This window comes from Clostridium sp. YIM B02500 (assembly GCF_022324665.1).
Taxonomy (GTDB): Bacteria; Bacillota; Clostridia; order Clostridiales; family Clostridiaceae; genus Clostridium; species Clostridium beijerinckii.
Map to the genome: position 1 here is coordinate 18,261 of NZ_JAKGTE010000043.1, position 22,609 is coordinate 40,869.

Sequence of the window (22,609 nt, forward strand, 5' to 3'; positions counted from 1 at the left end):
TTTCTCACTTTAAACTATTTCCCTTAAATATAACGCTTTTATAAATACGATGATCTTACTTTACCCTGAAATAAAACTCTAAAAATATAATATAAAAAATCCCCTTCACTATTATATCCTCATGTATAATAGTGAAGAGGTTAATTTTTTAATAATTATTGTTCCATTAACTACTGACAAAGTACATTTCATACTAATTTCCTGAATTTGCAGTTGCTCCACCTGGAGATGGCTTTGTATCTACATTTTTAGTAGTTCCATCTGTAGAAGTTTTCTGATCTGTATTCCCATTTGTTCCACTTGTTGATGCCTTTGCATCCGTATTTTCACTTGATGTTCCTGATGGCGACTTTAAGTTTGTGCTTCCATTTGTTCCACCACTTGTTGATACTTTTGTATCTATATTATTTGGGCTATTTGCATCTGTTGATGTTTTTATATCTGAATTTCCCGATGCTCCACCTGCTTGTGTCTTTGCATCTGGTGTTCCAGTATCTCCATTTTGTGATGTTTTTGCGCCTGAATCTTTATTTGCTTCATTACCTGAAACTTTTACTGGAGAATTTTTACTTTTTCCATTTGTCGGCGTTTTTTCATTTGCATTTTTAGTCTGTTCGCCTTCTGACTGCGATTCACTCGTTGATTGCTTCTGAACTTCAGTTTTTTCATCTGAAGTTTTTGCATTAGTGGACATCTCCTGAAAATATAATGCGCCTAATCCTCCAATGCTTATAATCAAAATGAGCGATATAATTGCTATTAGCGCCTTTCTATTGTTATATGAGTTTTTATCTCTACCAAATCTCGTACTATTTTCTTTACCACCTATTTTCTTAGCAGTTTGTCCTTTATTTACTGTAGATCTGCGCCCTCTATTAGAAGTTGAAGCTTTATCATCCTTCGTTATATTACAAAGTAAATTCTTTATATTTTTAGGCATGTTAAGTAATGAGGATATTATTCCTCCTTGCTCAATTGATTGTATCTCTTTAAAATTTTCAGGTGATCTAATTGTTACAACAGGCTTTTTATATTCTCCATACTTACTTTCCACATACAATGTAGCTGAAAATTCATCATCTTTACTTAAGAAAGGTATATATACATCTAAAATGTTATCTTCTATTGAAGAATCAAATTTCAAACCTTTCGTTATTTGAGCATCTCCAATTTTCAAATCATTTTGTAACCCTTGTATATTTAAGGTTAACTTATGAATTGTTTTATTTGATATGTTTCTTACCGTAAGAACATATGCACATATTTTTTTGTTGTTTAATTCTAGTGGTACACCTTCTCCTATATTGCATAATATTTTAGGAGCCAGATTTTTATAATACTCTAACAGTAATCCAGATATAAATGATATTATTATAGTTATAATTGCAGTTTCGATAACACTTATCATAGTAATTTTCGCTTCCTTGTTTTTAAAAATTGTGTAACTAAATTATAGAGTAGAGGGATATTCATGTCAAACTTGAAAATTAATTATAATTTCTCCAATAATTCATATATAGCAGTACAGATTAATCTATAAATCCATTTAAATTACTATTCATAAATATTCTACATATGCTATATTTATGTTTATTATTGACTTTTTGTTATTATTAATAAAGTGCTTTTACTTTTATTTATCTTCTCTAATATCTATGCTATTTGTTTTAGTAGTTCGTTTTCAAAATTACTGTTTGTAAAAAAAGATATTGCAATAAAAACTCTACTGCAATATCTTTTGATATATACTATTTTGCAAAAAGTATTAATTCTTAATTCTTACAAAATAAAGGAAAACTGCTATATTTATTTTGTAAAAGCCTAACAATTGGTACACCAACTATTGTAACAACAACAAACTCGCCAATTGCAACTTCCCCAATTGATAGTACAAGTGGAAATTGATAAATATAGTTAAGCATCCATCCAATTATTACTCCATTAAAAATAGTAGGCCAAAGCGATGCTATTATTAATGATGTTTTCTTATTCTTTACAAACTTTTTCGTAATTGAGACAGCATAAACACTAATAAATGTTGCTACAGTACCAAATATTATATCTGCTAAACCATTAGGTCCAAGAATATTTGCAATAAAACATCCAAGAGTAAGACCTACAATATAAAACGGATCAAAAAATGCTAATAGTACCATTATCTCTGAGACTCTAAATTGTATAGGACCATAGCTTATTGGTGCCAGAACAAGTGTTATAACTGCGTAAAGTGCGGCTATGATAGCTGTTTTAACTAGCCTTTTCACTGTATTATTATTATTCATATAAACTCCTCCATTTTACTAATGATATTTTTAAAGGTAACCTGCTTAATCAACCTTCCCCATAATTTCCGTACTCTCAAAGAACAAAATCTCCACAAATTTTGCTTCAATATAGATTCCTAGAAAATAAAAAAATCGCAGGAAAAATCCTACGATAAATATACTCAACAAAAATAAAAGATTCCATTAACACAAATTAATTTAATCTTTATTATTATCAATTATTTAACCGTAGTTTTATTTTAAGTCAGGAGGCTTTCGAACTGACTATATGTTATTTTTTACTCTTATGATTATATCAAATAGATGAACTCACCACAAGCTATGCATTAGCTTTCCACTATATATTCTATATTAATTTATTAGATTTATTCTAAGTAAATTAATATGAACTTTCAACAAAATCTATATTTTATATTTCTATGATTTTAATAAGAAACATAATATGTCCGACTAAAGTATCAATAATTTCTTCATCATTAGAATTTTCTTAATTAAATTAACGTCAATATTAACTTTTAGTTATGCCATTAAAAGCGCAAGTGACCATATTCCTTATAAAATTCTCATCTACTATATCACCTGTTATTAATAATCTATAAAATAATGGACCAAAAACTAAATCCATAACTAATTCTATATCTAAATCCTCTTTTAGTTCTCCCCTCGAAATACCACGTTCTAGAATATATCTTGAATCAAGTCTACGAGGCTTAAAATATACTGTTCGGTATGTTTCAGCTAATTTTTGATCAGATTGTCCTTCTGCTATTATCTCATTAATTACCTTCCCCTCGCGACTAGTTAGAAAATTTGCTAAGTTATTTACTTGAATTATTATATCATCCATAGTTGATCCTGTATCCGGAACTGGGAGTCTCACAACAGCTGCGTCAAAAAAAGCATCCATAACAACAGCTGCCTTATTGGACCACCATTTATAAATAGTAGCTTTACTAACTCCAGCTTTCTCAGCAATCTTTTCAATTGTAACAGATCCAAAACCACTTTCAAGCAATAAATCATAGGCAGCGGAAAGAATTGCATTTTTAGTTTTCTCGCTACGAGGGCGTCCTAACTTTTTCTCCATATGTAGTTACCTCCATTGTAATTAACTTATAGCCTATACTTAGTAAACTATACGTCTATTATACTATATATATTATACTTATCAATTCTAATTTATCTCTTTTAAACATTTGACTTAATTGTTAGTGATATTATACCTCTTATGCCTTTTTAATAGACTTAAAAATAATTTTTTTATTTCTTCAAAAAACTATTTACAATACTGAACGTTTAGTATAATATATATTTATAAACTAAACGTTCAGTTTTATCAAATGCCTTATTATTTTATTAAGAATTTTTAAGATATATGGCGGGAATAATATTTATTAATATTCAATTAAAAACAAATAAGTAATAGATTTTATAAATTTCATCAAATTATATGTATTATGAGGAGGAAAAATAAATGAAAGTTGTAGCATTTAACGGAAGTCCAAATAAAGAAGGTAATACTTATCATGGAATAAAATTAGTTACTGATGAACTAGAAAAGGAAGGAATAGAAACAGAAATAATTCATGTGGGGAACAAGTCTATAAGAGGTTGCATTGCTTGCGGATATTGCACAAAAAATAAAAATGGTAAATGTGCCATTGCTACCGATCCAGTTAACGAGTGGATTGAAAAAATGAAAGATGCTGATGGCATAATCTTAGGGTCACCAGTACACTATTCAGCAATTGCCGGAACAATGAAATCATTTTTAGATAGGGCTTTTCGTGTAGCCGAAGCTACTGATAGTATGTTAAGACTTAAAGTAGGCATTGCAGTAGTCGCAGTAAGACGTGCAGGTGGAATTCCAACCTTCGATCAATTGAACAATTATATTAATCATTCTGAAATGATTATTCCTACTTCAAACTATTGGAATGTAATTAACGGAAGAGCCCCAGGTGAAGTAATGCAAGATGAAGAAGGACAACAAATTATGAGAATCCTAGGCAAGAACATGGCCTGGCTTATGAAGCTTATCGAAAATGGTCAAGGAATTATAAAAACTCCTGAAAGAGAAGAAAAGATTTTTACTAATTTTATTCGATAAACTTTTATCGAATCTACCCCTCATATAATTGTAGCATTGATATTTATAAGAAATTTTTATTACTTGTAAATTAGACCTTTGCTCAATTATATGTATTATATAATTTTAAGGAAGTGATTTATAAATGTATCAATCAACTAATGCTGTATTAAAAACAAATTCATCAATAGATAATACCAATACTAGACCTATATTAACTAAATTACTAATCTTAGTTATGTCAATAGCTTGTGGACTTACAGTAGCAAATCTATATTACATTCAACCGCTTTTAGGAGACATAGCAAAAACTTTTCATGTTGACCAATTAAGTATAGGTTTTGCAGCTACGCTCACACAAATAGGTTATGCAATCGGAATGATATTTATATTGCCTTTAGGAGATATAAAAGAAAAGAGAAACTTAATAGTAATAATGCTTTTATTCTCAGTAATTTCACTTATGAGTATGTTTTTCTCTTCAAATATATATATTCTTACGATCTCTTCTTTTGCCGTTGGGTTTACTTCTATAATCCCTCAACTTATTATTCCTTTGGCAGCACAGCTCTCAAATCCGCAACAAAGAGGACAAACTATTGGCACAATAATGAGCGGTTTATTAATTGGAATATTACTTTCTCGTACAGTTAGTGGCATATTAGGAAGCTACCTTGGCTGGAGAATAGTTTATCTTATTGCAGCAATTATGATGTTTGCTCTCATGCTTATTCTTAGAAAATTAATACCATTATGCAACCCTATTTCCGACATTAAATATTCTGAGTTATTAAAATCGATGATACACTTAATAAAAACAGAACCGACCTTAAGAGAATCCTCTCTTAATGGTGCATTAATGTTTTCAGCTTTCAGTGCCTTTTGGACCTCCCTTATATTTTTACTTGAAAGTTCTCATTACAATATGGGAGCTGAAGCAGCTGGCTTACTTGGGTTAGTAGGTGTTAGCGGTGCTCTTGCCGCTCCACTGGTTGGAAAAGTAGCTGATAAAAGAGGTTCAAGATTTGCTATAGGCATATGTATAGTCGTGGTTATAGTTTCCTATTTATTATTTTTCCTATTCGGATTCAAAATTTGGGGATTAGTTTTAGGAGTAATTCTTCTAGATTTAGGAGTACAATCTTGTAATGTATCTAATCAGGCAAGAGTACATTCTTTAAATGAAGAAACACGTAATAGACTTAATACTATTTATATGGTTAGCTTTTTTCTTGGTGGGGCGTTTGGATCGTTTTTAGGTTCCTATAGCTATTCTCACTTTGGATGGTATGGGGTATGTACTTTTGGTATAATAACTCAAATCCTTGCGCTTATTATACACAATATTAGCAAAAAAGCATAAAGTTCTATTTTGCATATTTAAATTTTATTGATTAGAATTTTCCTTTTATTCACCTGAGAAATAATCCTGCATTAATATATATGTTGCAGTTCACAATGCATATTTATCAATTCACAATTACAGATAAAATTCTTGCAATGCTTTTAGAATTAGGATGAAGAATTATTTATCGAATATATATATTAATATTATGTGATAACTTATAAAATGACTTACCTTTATATGGTGAGTCCTACTTTTTAATAATAACATTGTCCGCTGCATTTGCCATCAAGTAACTTATTTTTTATATATTCTTCATAAGTTTCACTTATTTCAGTATTATCTAATATAACTATGGCCTTTTTTAGACTTTTTATATCTTTTTCCATATTCTCAATAGAATTTCCTCTTCCTACTACCTTTAAATGAGTAATGCCAGCTTTCTTTAACTTTTTTAGAGAACATAATCCACATCCAGTTTCTCCAATGAAATATGAAACTTCCATTCCCTCTTCGCTTTCACTTCCATATTCATTTTCTGGATCAGATTGATTTTCTATATAAAGTTCTTCCTTATCCTTGTCATCTATGTCTTTGTAATAAGACTCAATTCTCTTATCAACTTCGCAAAAACTACTCTCATTTTTATCTATTCTTAATAGTTCATATGGAACTTTACACAAATGTATCATTTCATCACAATGTAGGGAGCTGCAAAAAGCACCAGTATAATGGCATCTTTCATTTAAAATAAATGCTTCATATTCAAGATTTTCTACTTCGTTGCTTCTTATACATGATTTCATATCTTCGATTGTATTTTTCCTATGAAATATGTATCGTGATATATTTAGTTTATTGAAAAACCCCATAGAAAGCCGGTTTAGCTCAGCGCATTCTCCACTTAAATGTATTGAGCACTTTATATTCCTTTCCTTTAAATATAATATAAGCGCAATATCTGCTACAATAAAATCATTAAAGCCAATATTTATCAAATCTTTTATTATGTTAGCTATCATTTCATATTGTTCTTCAAGATAGTATAAATAATTAAAAGTTATATTTACTGGTACTTTATAAAAATCAACCATTTTCTTTAGTATTTTCATGTCCTCAAGTGAACTTATTTGAATGTTATAATAAAGTACTTCTCTCCTATTTAAAGGAAATAAACTACCATATTTTTTATTCCATTCATAAGGAACATATCCACAAAACACTTCATCTGCTCCAGCCCTTACTAATTTTATATAATCATCAATACATCCCATTCCTGCTACTATCTTCATTATGTTTTCCTCCTTAATAGATAAACCTATATGTGCGTATGTGAAATAGTTACATATCACCGTTAAACTCTACATAAGTATAAGCTCATATTTCGATATCTATAGAAAATTTAAAACAATTCTATCAATTCCGCTATTTATGTAATACTCTAATTCTTTTGAATTTTTAAGCAAAGTATCATCAAAAGTGAATAGCGAATTATATCTTCCAACCATTTTTAAGTGCTTTGGATAAGAAAATACATAATCGCTACAATACTTTGGGCAGTCAGTAACAAGTTTCTGATTTCCTCTATCCATAGTTGTACACATTGCATATAGTGGACAATATTGAGATGTATTTGTTTGATAGAAAGGAATATGCATACTATGGTGCCCATCTGCAATAGAAATTTTATAACCACAATTTTCATATTCATATCGTTCTATTTTACATTCTCTCAAAAACTTTGTAAAAATTGAACTATTAAGACTGTTTGTTGCTATAAGCTCTTTATTTTCTAAGTACCCTTTCTTGTAAATATATCTTGGATCTTTTTTTCTCTTATTTAATAAAACGCCTAGTGACAGCTTGAAAATATCTATCTTATCTTTAAGCAATTTTAGCATCCCAAAATCATTTACAACAATTTCTATCTTAGTATTATTTTCATTACACCAATTATATACTGCCTCTATTATATCTTTTGTTTTTTCTATATAACACTCTCTCATATATGTAAAACATAATGTTATCTCCAGGCTCTCTTCTTTGGCTTTCTGCATCATGCCTTTTAACAATTTTATTTTTGGAAATAAGTTATGACAAAATTCATTTCCAATATAAATCCTGTTAATATCTTTCTTAAATAACTCATGCCCCCCTATAAAATTTTCATTTAAGTAATCCATCTTAAATGTTTGGATATCATTATCCATAAACTTTTTATATAATATATCATTATCTAAAGAAATAGCTATCTCCACTGAATCAATAATATCTTCATCCCAATGCCCATAATTTACGCCTAACAGCCACTCTTCTTTCTGTTCTAAATAATCCTTATGAAACTCCTCATCTAGCTTTGCCGGATAATTAACCATTTCCTTTGAAAATTCATTGCCATCACCAAAAGCTTTTAACATAATATACTTTGAATACTTTTTAAAAGCACTTCTTACATTATGTGAGTATTTTTGTGATTCAATGCTGAAAATATATATTAAACTAAAATCTTCTTTTCCTTTTTCCACTATATTATAATCTTGTATTATAACTTCTTCATATCTGTTTTCATCAAACTTATGAAATGCAACTTTTATACTGCTTATCTTTTCTATTTCGTCAGCCACACGCACTGTCAATTTTTCAGGAGATATTTTTATTATACGTACTTCTTTATCATCTAATAAACATGTTATGAGTCCTGCTGGCAATAATTCAACTTCTTCTTTTTCCAAAATTATACCTCCTAAACTTTTTCATATATATCTTTAAAAACACTTCATATACCTTATTTTATCTGATCCCACTTAATTCATCAATTTAACTATATATATTTTGCAATTAAGTTTCTACATTATAAATTATACTTGACTTGTACTAGCAGCAATAGCCATGAGATATTATGGTTATCAAAATGAACGTATATAAAACCACACAATTAAGTACGGATACAATAATTTTATATACAAGAAACTAGAATAGATATAGTCTCAAAGCTTTAAAATTTAAGGATATTCTTCTAAAAAACTTTGTCTTTTTCCAAAAGTTCTTCTGCATGTAAAAAAATCACTCACCGCAAAATTGTGGTGAGTGATCTTTGTTTTAGATTATTAATATCTAAGTTCTTAGCATTTCTTCTTGATTCGATTAACTTTCATAATCATGAAATTCATTTAATATTCATTTTAACAATTCAATAACCATTCTCCCATCTCTTTTGCCTCTGACAGAACTTCTGAACGTTCTAATAACTCGTTTATTTCACGTAAACCTCCAGTAATCAGTGTCTTGTATTCTCCAAAACCTAAAACTTTAAGGCTTTTACCAGTTAAATCAAAATAGCTCGTGTATTGTACTATATCGCCTCCCCCAAATGTAGATACAAATAAGACCTTTTTATTTGGAGAAAGATAGCTCGAATAATCTTCTTTCATATAAGCAACAAGTCTATCAACAACAGTTTTCAACTGTGCAGACATCTGATAAATATATATAGGTGTAGCAAAGATAATACCATCAGCATCATCAATATCTTGATATATTAATTGCATATCATCTTTAATGGCACATTTACCTGTTTTTTTACAGGCATTACATCCCTGACAGCAACTTATTTTCATTGTATTTAGGTTATAAGTTTTTATTTGAGTTTCTTTATTATCCATTGATTTGGATACCTCATTAACTAGCGCCATTGTATTTCCAGTTTTGTGCGGACTTCCATTTAATATTATGATTTTTTTCATAGACATAAACCTCTCCAATCTTTCATTGATTCAAAATTATTTTAATTTCTTTTCACATCACAAAAATTACGGCCATTTAGGATTTTGTGTTTTATCTGCAGCTTAATACATTGCCTTGTATTAATACTAACAATTGGTTTATCATAATGATAGATATTATTTTATACTAGTAATATCACTACCACGATAAAGGAAGGCAAAGGTTTATGGATAATCCAAAACAGAGATATAAAGAACTAGGAGATTTTTTGAGAACACGACGAGCAAAGATTTTACCATCACAGGTTGGTTTGCCTGAAGGTACCAGGAGAAGAACAATTGGGCTTAGACGAGAAGAAGTTTCTTTTCTTTCAGGCGTTGGGCTAACTTGGTATACATGGCTTGAACAAGGACGTCCCATAACCATATCTTCACAAGTCATCGAAAGTTTAGCCAGAACTTTGATGCTGGATAAAAAGGAAACTATGCATCTTTACAATCTTGCGAGACTAACACCTCCAACTGAAATAGCTACCTATGATAATACTGTTAATCCAATGCTTAAGCATGTGTTAGATAACATAGAGTTTTCTCCAGCAACTATACTTGATCAACGATACAATGTTATTGCATGGAATAGAGCTTCTGAAAAACTTCTTTATGATTATAATAAACTTGATACTTCTAAACGCAACATGTTAAGAATTATGTTTACTAATGAAGAATATAAAAAAACAATTATTGATTGGGAATCAACAGCACAAAGTATGCTTGCCAGATTTAGAATAGCTTATGGCAAACTTGTTGAAGATCCCTATATCAAGGAGCTTGTAGAAGAACTTAAAAGCGAAAGCAAAGAATTCAATTCATGGTGGACAATGCATAATGTTGAAATGGAAGAGGAAATATTAAAAAGCATTACTCATCCGATTTTAGGTGAATTGAACTTTGAGTATACCAGCTATATGGTTTTATCAGATAGAAATTTAAAGATGACAATTCTTACAGCATTGCCCGGATCAGATACTGAAAAAAAGATAAAACAATTTCTACTGGGTTAAACCAGACGTAGTGTACTCTTGAAGTTAGATTAGTAAGGAATACTAAATGCATATTTTCTACTTAGACTCTTTCAGACACTTCTATATTCATCTTGATATTTCAACTCAATTTTCTGTGCAAATTTACCTTTAATCAACACGAAAGCCCACTGAAATCAATGGGCTTTCTATTACATAAATATAATATGGTTCCAGATAAGCTAAAGAAAGATAGTACTTTATCCACTATATAAAAGTATTTCTATAATATAAACTTATAAATTCTAGCTTCATATGGCTTAAGTTCTATACTCTCAATCGAATCATTTTCATTAACATTATAATTTGAAATTAAAAGTTCTTTAGATTTAAATTCAAATTTTCTTTCAAGTACAAACTCTGTCTCATTTCCTGTAAAGTTACATATAACTAGTAACATTTCATTTTCTAAAGTTCTTGTATATGCAAATATTTCTTTGTTTTCTTCTAACATCAATTCATATTTTCCGTATACAACTACTGGATTGGATTTTCTTATTTTTATTAGTTTTTTATAATAATTGAATATAGAGTTTTCATCTTTTAATTGAGACTCAGCATTTATTTCTTTGTAATTAGGATTTACTTTTAACCAAGGCTGTCCACTTGTAAACCCTGCATTTTGACTATCATCCCATTGCATTGGAGTACGGGCATTATCTCTGCCTTTTGTATATATAGATAGCATTATCTCCTCATGAGTATAACCTTGTTTTTTTCTTTCATTATACATGTTCAAAGTTTCTATATCCTTGTAATCCTCTAATGATTCAAATCTTACATTTGTCATACCAAGCTCTTCACCTTGATATATATATGGAGTCCCCTTCATTCCATGTAATAATGTAGCAAGCATTTTCGCACTTTCTACCCTATATTCTTTGTCATTCCCCCACCTTGAAACTATTCTTGGTACGTCATGATTATTCCAGAATAAACTATTCCAGCCTGTGCCTTCTAGCTCTACTTGCCATCTAGATAACGCCTTCTTTAAATCTAATAATTCTAACGGCTTTAAATCCCATTTTTCCTTACCTGGTTGTTGATCTAATAAAATATGCTCGAATTGAAATATCATGCTAAGTTCACTATCATCTGGATTTGAATATTTCTTAGCTATTTCTGTAGTGCATCCCCAAGTCTCTCCAACTGTTAGTAAATCTTTGCCGCCGAATGTCTTCTTATTCATTTCTCTAATATATTCATGGAGTTTTGGACCATTATGCGTAACTTTTTTATCTGGAATTTTTCCTATAAGTTCAATTACATCCATTCTAAATCCGCCAATACCTTTATCAATCCAGAACTTCATCATTTTATAAATTCTATTGCGCACATCTTCATTTTCCCAGTTCAAATCTGGCTGTTTTTTACTAAATAAATGTAAGTAATACTGCCCTGTAGTTTCATCATATTGCCATGCACTACCGCTAAATGTTGATCTTAAATCATTTGGTTCTTCCCTATTTACTGGATCTCTCCATATATAATAATCTCTATAAGGATTATCTTTTGATTTCTTAGCTTCAATGAACCATTTATGTTCGTCGGAAGTATGGTTTACAACTAAATCCATAAGAATTTTTATTCCTCTTTTATTTCCTTCCTTAATAAGATCATCCATATCTTCCATTGTTCCGAATTCATCCATTATATCTTCATAATCGCTTATATCATATCCATTATCATCGTTTGGTGATTTATATACTGGAGATAACCATATTACGTCTATCCCCAATTCTTTCAAGTAATCTAACTTCTCTATAATTCCTCTTAAATCTCCAATTCCATCTCCATTAGAATCATTAAAACTCCTAGGATATACCTGATAAACTACACTTTCTTTCCACCATTTTTTATCCATAACTTATTCTCCTTTTAATATTACTTATTTTATTTCGTTTAGATGCATTTTTATTATTTAACAGCTCCAGTAACAATACCATTTCTTATCCACTTTTGCGCAAAGATGTATACTATAAACATTGGTAATAATGCTAACAAGTATGACGCAAAAGCCAGATTATAATTTGTAGTAAATTGAGACTGGAATACGTATTGAACTAAAGGCAATGTAGCCATCTCTGGCTTACCTAAGATGATAAGTGGCAACATGAAATCATTCCATGTCCACAAACAAGTAGTAATTGCAACCGTAGCATTAATAGGCTTTAGTAAAGGGAAAATTATTCTCCAAAATACTTGAAATGTAGAAGCACCATCTATTGTTGCTGCTTCTTCAAGTGAAACTGGAATTGATTTAATATAACCTGAATATAAAAATATATTAAAAGGTAGCCCAAATACAACGTATAAACATATTATTCCAATTATATTATCCATGTTTAACATATTTACTTGCTTTACAAGAGGTAGCATAATTATTGGAAATGGTACAAACATAGCACTCAAAAAGTAATAGTACAATGCATTAAAAAACTTTTTCTTTCTATTTCTAGATATGGCATATGAAACCAAAGAATTTGAAAGTATTGTAAGAATTAATACCGAAACTGTTATTGTTAAACTGTTTTTTAGAGCATCAAAGAAATTTGTCATTTCAATGGCTTCAGTAAAATTTTCAAAACGCAATGACTTTGGAAATGATAAAGCACTTGGTACCATATCTTGTGGAGATTTTACAGCTATTAATATTGTTAGATACAATGGAAATATTATAGCCACCAAAGCTCCTGCTATCATAAGCGTAGTTACTATCCAATTGGTTTTGTTTCTCCTCATAGTACTTTTTCCTCCCTCTTTTCAAGCACTCTAAGCTGAAATAATGATATTGCTACAATTACGATGAAGTAAATAACAGCATTTGCGGATTGATATGCAAAACTTCCTTGGTTAAATCCTCCGTTATAAATTACATAAGATATTGATTGAGTAACAGTTCCAGGTCCTCCTCCTGTCATAGCTACAACCTGATCAAATACCATTAAAAATCCTTTCATACATAAAACCATGTTAATTGTGAAAAATGGTGCTATTAATGGAAATGTTATGCTTTTGAATCTTTGCCATGAACCAGCACCATCAATATCACACGCTTCGTAAACATCAGTATCAATTGTCTGAAGTCCAGATAAATATATGATCGTATTAAAGGCTATAGATTGCCATGCTGCTACGAACACTATTCCAAGCCATGCAAGCTTTTCATCACCTAAGATGTTTTTACTAAGCATAGAAATATTCATAGTCTCTCCAATGTTTGGTACAACATGAGCAAATACAAAATTGAATATAAATGCTACTATTAAAGTTCCTAATATGTTAGGAATAAAATATATTGACTTTAAAGTATTTTGAAATTTGATTTTTGAGTTTAAACCTACAGCAATTAAAAGACTTAATATGTTTACTATAATTGTAGTTATAATTGCAAATTTGAAAGTAAAAATGTACGCATGCATAACATTACTATCTTGAAATACTGCAATATAGTTTTTTAATCCAACAAAACTCCAATCACCATATCCTTTTGAATTGGTAAAACTATAAAATACACCTTCTAAAAGAGATGATGTATGAAATATAAAGAATAACAAAACTGCTGGTATAGTCATAATATAAAAAGCTTTTTTCTTCTTCAAAACCTTCAGCCCCCTATTATTTTTTCATTTGACAAATAAATATTATTAGCATATAGCATAGGTTGTCCTAAAATCAGTCTATTTTCATAGAGACATTATTTTTCATGCTTATCAGTAAATATCGCATCCTCAACTATCTTTTAGGACATCCTCATACCTTTTATTTTCTCTATTTATTGTTTGCTATTGGCTTTATCGTATTCAGTATCAAGTTGTTTTAAGAATTCTGCCTTATCTTTTTTACTATAGAACCCTTGAACTAAACTTGCTGCATCAAATGAGCTTGGATAGTAGTGATCAGGGAAAACACCAATTTTTCCATTTTTAAAGCTTTCTTGTACATCTGTTACACTTTGATCATCTTGTGTCACATCTTTAACTGCAGAAAATGCAAATTGATCTTTTATATATTTTTGAGCATTCTCCTTTTCAGTCATAAATTCTATGAATTTTTTTGCTTCATCAGAATGTTTTGACTTACTTGTTATTCCAAATAACACATCTATACCAGATACTATATTATTTTTAGATGAATCATTACTTGCAGGTAATGGGAACATGCCTATATTTATATTAGGATTTGCTTTTTTTATTTCACTAATAGCCCAGTTACCTTGTAAATACATTGCTGATTTACCTTGTGCAAAGGCTGCATTACCATCATTGTATGATACTCCTAAAATATCTTCTTGCCCAAGAGTTCCTATAGTCTCCATCTTGTCCACTATTTCTCCATGTGTAGCTTCAAAAGTTGTTTTTCCTGCTTTTTTATCAGCTAAGAAATTACTAGGCTCCAAGTCACTAGCTATAACATTCCAGAAACACATTCCAGTCCATGCATCTTTAAGTGTCAAATAAAGTGGTAATTGACCTGCATCTTTAATTTTTTTCGATACAGCCATAAATTCATCCCAAGTTTTAGGAATTTGCAATCCTAGCTTTGAAAACATATCTTTATTGTATAAAACGCCATCGGCATTAGTAGCATATGGAACTCCATATATCTTTCCGTTATCATTACTTGCTATGCCATGAAGCATATCTAAATATGGTTTTTGTATGTTTTCAATAATGCCATCATTAGTAAGATCAACAAGAGCATTTGCATCTACTAGTGCACCATAGTTTACATCAGCACCTAAAGCTACCAAATCAGGCATATCATTTTTAGCAAGTCTTGTTTTTAAAACAGTACCAGCATTTGCAGGTGAATTAATTGAAATTTCAATATCAGGATTCTTTTCTTGAAATTCATTTGCTAATGATTGTAATATTGTTTTATTTTCTGCCTTAGTTGAAAATAACTCCAATTTTACTTTTCCATTTTCTGTGCTACCTCCCTTAGAACCACATCCTGCTAATAATGAAGTTCCAATTACTGCACTAATAGTAATTGACATTAGTAATTTTAATTTTTTATTCATTTCTCTTCCCCCTACTTTGTAATTTCAGTATACGATTACGTAGATTTAATATTATATTAACTATACTATTTTAGGCACATCAGCCTTAAGAAGTACATTTTAATATCTTTTTTTGTTTGTTAATACTTAATCGTTTACGTAAACTATAAAAATTTACGTAATATTTTTCTCAAATCTTATATGAAATTATATTACAAAGTTTTAAACTTAGAATTGTATATAGAAACTTGTAATATAGCTTCATATCATTTTATAAATAATCATTGAATATCTTATATTCCTATAATAATTTATATATTACTATTAACTTTCTACATTTAAATCATAACTGAGTATTTAATATCTTATATCTTTAAATGTAGATTTATTAGTGCAGTCTATATATCTTTAATTTTTTTAACTGTCTCTCTTTCTATAATTTCAAATGGCATTATTATGCTTTCAACTTTTTCGTTGTATGATATTCTTTTTATTAACATTTCAACAGACTTTTTCCCCATATCATATAAAGGTTGCGCTACTGTTGTTAAAGGTGGATATGACATCTCAGCTATATTTGTGTTATCATAACCTACTATAGATAGATCATCTGGTACTTTTAAACCATTCTTATGTGCTACTGATAATGCTCCAACAGCACAATCATCAGATGCCGCAAAAACAGCTGTAAATTTCTCACCTGTCTCTAGAAGTTCATTCATTCCTTCAACACCATCTATAAATCCAAACCCTTTTTCTTTAATAAGATTTTTCTTTATGGATATGTTATTATCTCTTAATGCTTGCAAAAATCCATTTAAACGTGGCACTCCTGCTATAGGGTCTTCAGTCGGTCCAGATATAATTGCTATCTCTTTATGGCCATTTTCAATTAAATATGATGTTGCTGAATAAGCAGCTTGATAATCATCAACCTTAACATAAGGTAATGAATACTTGTACGATAATCCTGAAACAAGAACTGTTGGAATATGTGAGTCTATTATTCTTTTGCATAAAGTATCATCTGGAGGTATGCTGCAAACAATTAATCCATCTACCTGTCTTTCAGATAATACCTGAAGATATTCTGACATTCGCTCCCACTTATCTCCACCATTACAGATTATAACGCTGTAATTATTGCGTTGCGCAAAATCTTCTATTCCATTTAAAATTTCTACATAATATGTAGTGCTTATCTTAGGACGTAACACTCCAATAGTTCGTGTTTCTTTAACCTTGAGATTTCTCGCAATTGCATTTCTTTGATAACCAAGTTCATCCATAGCTTCAATTACTTTTTTTCTAGTCTCTTCTGAATAACCATCTAGATTATTTATTATCCTAGAAACTGTGGCAACAGAAACATTGGATTTCTTAGCGACATCTTTAATTGTGGGTCTTTTAATATTACTATTCATAACATATTCCTCTTTTTCAGTAAACGTTTAAGTAATTAAATCTTATCATAATTGGATTTAATTGTCTATATCTTCGTATAATATTTTTTTATATTTTTAATTTCTATATAAAATTAGCTATGTTTATATTATACGTTTACTCAAATATGAACGCTTAAATCTTCTTACAAAATATGGCTGTAAACTTCACTTAATATCTTGCAGAGCTATCCATTCAACACTATACTATATTATGTGAAGTATTTTTGGCATGTGCTAAAGCGCATTCAAAATAGCAGTCAATAGCAAGTCTATTTTATATATAGGGTCCAGACTCTTAAAATACAACATCTATAAGAAATTACGCGTTTCTTAAGAGAATGTTTTAGAGGCCAAGTATAAAATATTCACGGCAAATTTGGACATGTTATTTCATGTATCTAATAAAAACTCGGCGAAATGAGAGGGAGATTTATGAACAAAAAAGATATATTAGAATTAAAAAGACGTTTAAAAAAAGATGACTGTACATTTACTAAAATGTGTGGTTGTTATGTAGATGGTCAAAAAGATATTGTATTAAAATTTAAAGAAACTTTTTTAAATCTAAGAGAGGAAGAATTCTTTAAATATTTAGAAATCGCCAAGAAAACACTATCTGGAACAGTTGGAAATAACATTCTTGAACTTAACTTTCCTCTTGATGAAGAAGGCATAGGTGGCAGACAGCTTTCCTTAATGGAGCTAAAAAAAAGTAAATTAAAAGATGATTCTATGCTCGATAGCTTTTATAAAATGATTATAAATAGTTATGAATATACTGGTAACTTTCTAATACTCGTTTTTCACGATGCCTATGATGTTATGACAAAAACTACGGATAACTCAAAATTAGATGAATCTGAAGAGGTATATGAATATATATTATGTGCAATCTGTCCAGTATCACTTTCAAAACCAGCTCTTGGATATCTTGAAGATGAAAATCGAATTGGAGCTCGTATTAGAGATTGGGTAGTTGGTCCACCAGACCTTGGATTTGTATTTCCAGCATTTATAGATCGTAGTACTGATATTCATTCTATTATGTATTACACAAAAGATGCAAAAGATCCTCATCCCGAATTTATGGAGGAAGCTTTAGGTTGTAGTTCAAAACAAACAGCTACTGAGCAAAAAGAAACATTCCAAAATATAATTCGTAAAGCTGTTGGAAGTGATGATGAAAAATCAGAGCATTTATTTATGGAAATTCAAGAAACTCTCAATACTATAGTAGATGATCATACTACTGTTAACGGCAAAAATGCTGAGCCTATAGTTTTGAGTAATGATAATATTCAAGATATTTTAATCGAAAGTGGAGTTCCTGAAGAGATCACTGCAAAGATTGAAAAATCATATACAGAAGCATTTGGAGATACTCCGCCTGTAGCAGAAAATTTAATTGATAAAAAAGCACTTGCAGCAAATGAACAAAGAAAAAAGGAAGAAAAACTTGAAAAGAAAGTACGCATATTAGAAGAAAGACTTGAAAAGACAAAACTGGATGCTTTAGCAGATTCAGAGAAAGAAGCTGCTTTAGAATCAGAAACTGAATCAGCTTTGAATAAGATCTTAGAGTCAGAGCCTAATTCTGCTTTAAAGACAGAATCTGATACCATCTTAGAAGTGGCTTCTGACTCTAATTTAGATGAAAATCTTGATTCAGAAACAGCATCTGATGCAAATAATACTGAAAACACTGAAATAGAAACTGAGATTAGCGATGCTCCAAATTATGATATTGTACTTAATGTAAAACCTCAAAAAGTATCTCAAATAAAATCACAAATAATAGACGGAAAGAAATGTATTATAATTCCTATAGATGATGATGAACAAGCTAAAGTAAATGGCGTTAATGCTTTGCTTTAACTTACTGCAAATAATACTTTTCTCATTTAAATAGCCATAAAGATCCTGATTAAGGGTCTTTATGGCTATTATAATCTATATATAATTCAGTAATGAGTTTATATTTAAAATTCGGGAAGTTATATACCTGATTAAACCTAAAATATAGAGGCTTGATTCTAATACATATAATATGATTCAATATTCATTACTTTATATACATTCCACCAGGAGTTTCTGATAAATTAACTATGATATTTTTCTTTTGAGTATACGCTTCTAATATAACTTTGTGAGTTTCCCTGCCTATACCAGATTCTTTGTATCCACCAAATGTTGCACCTGCTGGGAAAGTATTATAAGTGTTAACCCATATACGTCCAGTCCTTATTTCTTTAGCAACTCTTATAGCACGATTTAAGTTAGTAGTAAATACTCCACCACCTAAACCATATTCACTATCATTTGCCATAGCAATGACTTCTTCTTCTGTCTTAAATTTAATTACAACTCCAACTGGCCCAAATATTTCTTCTCTAGCTATTCTCATATCATTAGTGACATCTGTAAGTAAAGTAGGTTTCATAAAGTATCCATTCTTAGCATCACCCTCGATGAATCTTTCCCCTCCTGTCGCTACTTTTGCTCCTTCTTGTTTGCCTATTTCTATATATTTAAGAATTTTTTTAAGTTGAGATTCACTAACTTGCGCTCCCATTTGAGTATTAGGATCTAATGGGTTTCCAACTTTAACTTTTTCAAAAGCAGTAATTGCTTTTTCCATAAATTCATCATAAAAATCTTCTTGTACAAATATTCTAGAACCTGCAGAACAAACTTGTCCTTGGTTAAATAAAATTCCCAATTGAATACCTTCTAATGCAATGTTCATATTTGCATCACTAAAGAAAATATTAGCTGACTTTCCTCCAAGCTCTAAAGTTGCAGGAATAATACGTTTAGCCGCAGCAAGTCCAATTTGTCTTCCAACTTCTGTAGATCCTGTAAATGCTAATTTATCAAGTCCTTCATGATTTTGCAGATATTCACCGCTCTTTGATCCTTTTCCTGTAATAACATTAATTACACCACTAGGAACAATATTTTGTATTAGTTTCATAAGCTCTAATACGCTCAATGAAGTAGTACTTGATGGTTTAAATACTGAAACATCCCCAGCTGCTAACACTGGAGCTAACTTCCAAGCCGCCATTAAGAATGGAAAATTCCAAGGAACTATTTGCCCTACAACACCAATTGGCTCACTTAATATTAAATTTAAAGTATTTTCATCTATCATTGTTGCAGAACCCTCATCAGCACGAATAACACCTGCAAAATATCTAAAGTGATCTGCTGCTAATGGAATATCTGCTCCTGTTGTCTCTCTAATTGGTTTTCCATTATCTAAAGTTTCTACTGTAGCTAAGTATTCTGCGTTTTCTTCAATAATATCAGCAATTTTATTTAATATATTTGCTCTTTCTACAACAGTAGTTTTGCCCCATGTAGCAAAGGCTTGTCTTGCAGAATTAACAGCATCATCTACATCTTTTTCTGTAGCATCTGCAATCTCAGCTAAAAATTCCCCATTAGCTGGATTATAAGTCTTTATTGTAGCTCCATCTGAAGCATCTCTCCATTCTCCATTAATAAATAATCTATATCTATTTTCTAATTTAACATTCATAATAAACACCTTTTTTCCTCATATAATCGATCTTTTATAATTTTATTATAGCACTAAATTAATTGTATTCAATATAAAATAATTATTTAACAATAATAATTATCCATATAATTATTGGTAAATATTGAAATCACATGGTGTTCCTATATAATATTATAAAATTTTTTTATTTAAAGACAAAAAAGTATAATATAAAACAAACACTTTGTTAAGAATTTATTTTATATTATACCTTTCATATTTGAAAAAGGTGCTATATTTATTTCTTATTAATAATTAAAATTTAACTCTCTTTTCCTATTCCTTTATTAAAATGTCTAGTGTATGTGCACTTGCTCCAAGCAACTCTGGTCTTTCACATGTAGAAAAATGATAGTTAATAAAAAGCTTAAATGTCTCTTCATCCATAGCATTTAAAACAGATCTCATGTAATTCGCTGGCCCATCTGCTGAAATTAATTTTATCCTTTTTAGTCTTACTTCTTCATTTAACTTATTGATATCTTCAATCCTTACATAATCATATAAATCTTTTGGTTCAGATATAACATGAAAATCATCAGTAAGCTTTCCATTTTCAATAGATGAACGAATATTATTTTCCTTAAAACCATATGTTATTACGCTATACTCATTCATGCAATAAGCTACTAATATAACTCCTCCAATTTTTGTTACTCTCTTCGCCTCTTGTAGGGCTTTTACTTTATCCTGAAAATTATATAAGTGATACATCGGTCCAAATACCAATGTTATATCAAATGTATTTTCTTCAAATCTTGATAAATCTAATGCTGTCCCTTGATATGCTTTTACTGAACTTCCTTTTGATTTTAAAATACCTAGATTATGCTTTACAAGCTCAATTGCTGTAACATCATACCCCTCGTTTGCTAGCTCCACAGAGTATCTTCCTGTTCCAGCACCAACATCTAAAATTTTGGAACCATTATTCTTTTCTAGATACTCATGAATATATTTCATAGAAGTTAAAAACTCAACTTGTGCATATTTTCTAGTTAATCTTTTATCTTCACAAAATTTATTATAGTATTTCTCTAATTCCATTGTCATCTCTTTACGTTCCTCACCTATCATTTATTAGAAATTATTAAATATAAATATTAATTTCTTTCCTGATTTCTAACAACTATTATACTATATATTGCAACTATTAAAAATATAGATTTATTCTTTAAATATCTATGAATAAAAGTAACCCACAAGAATCTAATTTCGAGATTCTTGTGGGGTTATAATGAAATAGAAACACTCTTTTTACAAACACACAACCATTAGAAATCTAATTAGTAGTGAAATTACTAATTATGCCATATGAATTCTTTATTTAATATTCTCATTAGAAACTATTATGGTTTTAGGTTCTAGATGTTCTTGAAGTCCGTATATGCCGCATTCTCTACCAATTCCAGATTGTTTAAATCCACCAAATGGTGCTTTCATCTCAAGCATAACATCATTTATATAAATTGTTCCTGCAGCGATTTGAGAAGCAATTTGATTCGCCTTTTCTATGTTAGAAGAACTTATATATGCCCCTAAACCATATACTGTGTCATTTGCAATTTCTACGGCTTCTTCTTCGGTTCTATAAGTTAAAATAGATAAAACTGGGCCGAATATTTCTTCTCTAGCAATAGTCATATCTCGAGTTACATTTGCAAAAACCGTTGGCTTTACAAAATTGCCATTCTCCAATCCCTCTGGATGCCCTTCTCCTCCAACTACCAGTTCAGCACCTTCTTCTATACCAATCTTAATGTATCGTTGAACATTATTATAGTGATTTTCGTTTATCATAGGCCCTATAAACGTATCCTCTTCCCATGGATATCCTACCTTGGTATTTTCAACAGCTTTTTTAATAAGTTCTTTAACTTCACTAAGACGGTGTTCTGGAACCAATAGTCGGCTTCCAGCAATGCACATTTGTCCATTATTTCCGAAGCAACTCATAATTGCACGTGGAATAGCTTTTGTGAAATCAGCGTTATCAAGAATTATAGATATCCAAACTTAGAAATACACTTATGCATAGCATAGCTATTTTTACACAAACTAGTACTAGTTAATT

Annotated in this window: 18 protein-coding genes; 4 read left to right on the forward strand and 14 right to left on the reverse strand. The window is 30.0% G+C overall.

Annotation, left to right across the window (positions count from 1 at the left end):
• Positions 1 to 193: 193 nt before the first annotated feature.
• The 3 genes from L1S46_RS23525 to L1S46_RS23535 all read right to left on the reverse strand — a co-directional run bounded on the left by L1S46_RS23525 (position 194) and on the right by L1S46_RS23535 (position 3,372).
• Complete coding sequence (locus tag L1S46_RS23525; RefSeq protein WP_238901132.1) at positions 194 to 1,408, reverse strand: hypothetical protein; 1,215 nt, start codon at positions 1,406 to 1,408, stop codon at positions 194 to 196.
• A gap of 364 nt (positions 1,409 to 1,772) precedes the next feature.
• Positions 1,773 to 2,282: a QueT transporter family protein gene (locus L1S46_RS23530; protein WP_077830184.1), complete on the reverse strand. Its 510-nt coding sequence runs from the start codon at positions 2,280 to 2,282 to the stop codon at positions 1,773 to 1,775.
• A gap of 511 nt (positions 2,283 to 2,793) precedes the next feature.
• Positions 2,794 to 3,372 (reverse strand): TetR/AcrR family transcriptional regulator, encoded by a 579-nt coding sequence (locus L1S46_RS23535; RefSeq protein ID WP_011968085.1) that lies wholly within the window; start codon positions 3,370 to 3,372, stop codon positions 2,794 to 2,796.
• 387 nt (positions 3,373 to 3,759) lie between these two features.
• On the opposite strand from L1S46_RS23535, the gene L1S46_RS23540 reads away from it, so the two are divergent.
• Together L1S46_RS23540 and L1S46_RS23545 are read left to right on the forward strand one after the other, a co-directional pair.
• Positions 3,760 to 4,395, forward strand: coding sequence for a flavodoxin family protein (locus tag L1S46_RS23540; protein ID WP_077853736.1), 636 nt, complete (start codon positions 3,760 to 3,762; stop codon positions 4,393 to 4,395).
• A 124-nt stretch (positions 4,396 to 4,519) separates the two neighbouring features.
• Positions 4,520 to 5,737, forward strand: a complete 1,218-nt coding sequence (locus L1S46_RS23545) for an MFS transporter (protein WP_238901133.1) — start codon at positions 4,520 to 4,522, stop codon at positions 5,735 to 5,737.
• A 239-nt stretch (positions 5,738 to 5,976) separates the two neighbouring features.
• On the opposite strand, the gene L1S46_RS23550 is transcribed toward L1S46_RS23545, so the two are convergent.
• From L1S46_RS23550 to L1S46_RS23560, 3 genes are all read right to left on the reverse strand, one after another.
• Positions 5,977 to 7,011: a U32 family peptidase gene (locus tag L1S46_RS23550; RefSeq protein ID WP_238901134.1), complete on the reverse strand. Its 1,035-nt coding sequence runs from the start codon at positions 7,009 to 7,011 to the stop codon at positions 5,977 to 5,979.
• Positions 7,012 to 7,110: 99 nt separating this feature from the next.
• A complete protein-coding gene (locus L1S46_RS23555; protein ID WP_238901135.1) occupies positions 7,111 to 8,451 on the reverse strand; it encodes a hypothetical protein in 1,341 nt (446 codons plus the stop codon).
• A gap of 450 nt (positions 8,452 to 8,901) precedes the next feature.
• On the reverse strand, positions 8,902 to 9,462 hold the full coding sequence (locus L1S46_RS23560) for a flavodoxin family protein (RefSeq protein ID WP_171787224.1): 561 nt from the start codon (positions 9,460 to 9,462) through the stop codon (positions 8,902 to 8,904).
• Positions 9,463 to 9,668: 206 nt separating this feature from the next.
• Between L1S46_RS23560 and L1S46_RS23565 the strand changes: the two genes are divergently transcribed.
• Positions 9,669 to 10,502: a helix-turn-helix transcriptional regulator gene (locus tag L1S46_RS23565; protein WP_275299045.1), complete on the forward strand. Its 834-nt coding sequence runs from the start codon at positions 9,669 to 9,671 to the stop codon at positions 10,500 to 10,502.
• Positions 10,503 to 10,743: 241 nt separating this feature from the next.
• On the opposite strand, the gene L1S46_RS23570 is transcribed toward L1S46_RS23565, so the two are convergent.
• The 5 genes from L1S46_RS23570 to L1S46_RS23590 form a co-directional block, all read right to left on the reverse strand.
• Positions 10,744 to 12,384, reverse strand: a complete 1,641-nt coding sequence (locus L1S46_RS23570) for an alpha-glucosidase (protein ID WP_238901137.1) — start codon at positions 12,382 to 12,384, stop codon at positions 10,744 to 10,746.
• A gap of 53 nt (positions 12,385 to 12,437) precedes the next feature.
• Positions 12,438 to 13,262, reverse strand: coding sequence for a carbohydrate ABC transporter permease (locus L1S46_RS23575; protein WP_238901138.1), 825 nt, complete (start codon positions 13,260 to 13,262; stop codon positions 12,438 to 12,440).
• Positions 13,259 to 14,122, reverse strand: coding sequence for a sugar ABC transporter permease (locus tag L1S46_RS23580; protein ID WP_238901139.1), 864 nt, complete (start codon positions 14,120 to 14,122; stop codon positions 13,259 to 13,261). The genes L1S46_RS23575 and L1S46_RS23580 overlap by 4 nt, the downstream gene beginning before the upstream one ends.
• Positions 14,123 to 14,295: 173 nt before the next feature.
• A complete protein-coding gene (locus L1S46_RS23585) occupies positions 14,296 to 15,546 on the reverse strand; it encodes an extracellular solute-binding protein (protein WP_238901140.1) in 1,251 nt (416 codons plus the stop codon).
• Between the two features lie 377 nt (positions 15,547 to 15,923).
• On the reverse strand, positions 15,924 to 16,949 hold the full coding sequence (locus L1S46_RS23590; RefSeq protein ID WP_011968076.1) for a LacI family DNA-binding transcriptional regulator: 1,026 nt from the start codon (positions 16,947 to 16,949) through the stop codon (positions 15,924 to 15,926).
• Positions 16,950 to 17,402: 453 nt separating this feature from the next.
• On the opposite strand from L1S46_RS23590, the gene L1S46_RS23595 reads away from it, so the two are divergent.
• A complete protein-coding gene (locus L1S46_RS23595; RefSeq protein ID WP_077304428.1) occupies positions 17,403 to 18,845 on the forward strand; it encodes a DUF4317 domain-containing protein in 1,443 nt (480 codons plus the stop codon).
• 187 nt (positions 18,846 to 19,032) lie between these two features.
• Here L1S46_RS23595 and L1S46_RS23600 read toward each other — a convergent pair whose 3' ends face one another.
• The 3 genes from L1S46_RS23600 to L1S46_RS23610 form a co-directional block, all read right to left on the reverse strand.
• Positions 19,033 to 20,514 (reverse strand): aldehyde dehydrogenase family protein, encoded by a 1,482-nt coding sequence (locus L1S46_RS23600; protein ID WP_238901141.1) that lies wholly within the window; start codon positions 20,512 to 20,514, stop codon positions 19,033 to 19,035.
• A 297-nt stretch (positions 20,515 to 20,811) separates the two neighbouring features.
• Positions 20,812 to 21,588 carry a class I SAM-dependent methyltransferase gene (locus tag L1S46_RS23605; protein ID WP_238901143.1) on the reverse strand — a complete coding sequence of 259 codons (777 nt, stop codon included), beginning with the start codon at positions 21,586 to 21,588 and terminating at the stop codon, positions 20,812 to 20,814.
• 270 nt (positions 21,589 to 21,858) lie between these two features.
• On the reverse strand, positions 21,859 to 22,545 hold the full coding sequence (locus L1S46_RS23610) for an aldehyde dehydrogenase family protein (protein ID WP_343217287.1): 687 nt from the start codon (positions 22,543 to 22,545) through the stop codon (positions 21,859 to 21,861).
• Positions 22,546 to 22,609: the final 64 nt, after the last annotated feature.